Consider the following 1,421-nt stretch of genomic DNA (forward strand, 5'->3'; position numbering starts at 1 on the left):
GGTCAAGTCCGCTGGCGTGGTGTGTGACGGCTGGCGCGTGATCTTCGTGATTCGTTAGGCGCTGAGCGCCGGAATAGTCACCTCCTCAGCGGTGGTGGAGTCGGTGTCGGCAACGGGTCGGATGCGGCAGCGGGCGAGGACGTCAAGGCCGAGGTAGCGGCGGCCTTCGGCCCACTCGTCGTGCTGCTCGGCCAGTACGGCGCCGACCAGGCGGATCAGGGAGTCGCGGTCGGGGAAGATGCCGACCACGTCGGTGCGCCGGCGGATCTCCCGGTTGAGCCGCTCGCTCGGATTGTTCGACCAGATCTGGCGCCAGACCTCCTTGGGGAAGGCGGTGAACGCGAGCACGTCGGCGCGGGCGGTCTCGAGGTGCTCGGCGACCTTGGGGAGTTTGTCGGCCAGCGCGTCGAGGACGCGGTCGAACTGGGCGTGCACCGAGGTGGCGTCGGGCTGGTCGTAGACCGAGTGCAGCAGCGCGCGCACCCACGGCCAGCTGCTCTTCGGGCAGGCGGCCATCAGGTTGGCCGCGTAGTGGGTGCGGCAGCGCTGCCAGGCCACCCCGGGCAGGGTGGCGCCGATCGCGTCGACCAGGCCGCGGTGCGCATCGGAGGTCACCAGCGCGACCCCGGTCAGGCCACGGGCGGTGAGATCGCGGAAGAAGGCCAGCCAGCCGGCGCCGTCCTCGGCGGAGGTTACCTGTAGGCCGAGGATCTCCCGGTGCCCGTCTGCGTTGACGCCGGTGGCGACCAGGGCGTGCACGTTGACCACCCGACCGCCCTCGCGGACCTTGAGCACCAGGGCGTCGGCGGCCACGAACGTGTAGGGACCGGCGTCCAGCGGGCGGTGCCGGAAGTCCGCGACCTGGCCGTCGAGGTCCTTGGCCATCTCGCTGACCTGGGACTTCGATAGCCGGGTGATGCCCAGGCTCTCGACCAGCTTCTCCATCCGCCGGGTGCTCACCCCGAGCAGGTAGCAGGTGGCGACCACGGTGGTCAGCGCCCGCTCCGCCCGCCGACGGCGCTCCAGCAACCAGTCCGGAAAGTAGGAGCCCGACCGCAGCTTCGGGATCGCCACCTCCAGGGTGCCCGCGCGGGTGTCGAACTCCCGGGGCCGGTAGCCGTTGCGGACGTTGATCCGCTCGCTGCTGCGGGCCCCGTAATCGGCGCCGCAGACCGCGTCAGCCTCGGCACTCATCAGCGTGTCGATGAAGGTCGTGAGCATCTGGCGCAGCAGGTCCGGTGAGGCCTGGGCCAGCTGCTCGTGCAGGAAGTGGGCAGGGTCGATACTGCTCGGAGCGGTCATCGCGTGGCTCTCCTGAAGGACTGTGGAAGGTCTCCAAGAAGATCACGCGGTGGCCGCCTACACGTCTACGTCAACGCCCCTCACCGGGCCGGTCAAACACCACTCTGGTGGACGCCACT

At 69.9% G+C, this 1,421-nt stretch carries 1 protein-coding gene; it reads right to left on the minus strand.

Annotated elements, in window-relative coordinates; all coding sequences use genetic code 11:
• Positions 1-54: 54 nt before the first annotated feature.
• Complete coding sequence (locus BM142_RS24035; RefSeq protein ID WP_092204056.1) at positions 55-1,302, minus strand: IS256 family transposase; 1,248 nt, start codon at positions 1,300-1,302, stop codon at positions 55-57.
• Between the last annotated feature and the right edge of the window lie 119 nt (positions 1,303-1,421).

Origin of the sequence: Blastococcus tunisiensis (assembly GCF_900112815.1) — a bacterium.
Lineage (GTDB): Bacteria > Actinomycetota > Actinomycetes > Mycobacteriales > Geodermatophilaceae > Blastococcus_B > Blastococcus_B tunisiensis.

Bases quoted from the DNA above. Each gene is read 5' to 3' on its own strand.
- BM142_RS24035 (WP_092204056.1), bottom strand. From the start codon at position 1,302: ATGACCGCTCCGAGCAGTATCGACCCTGCCCACTTCCTGCACGAGCAG.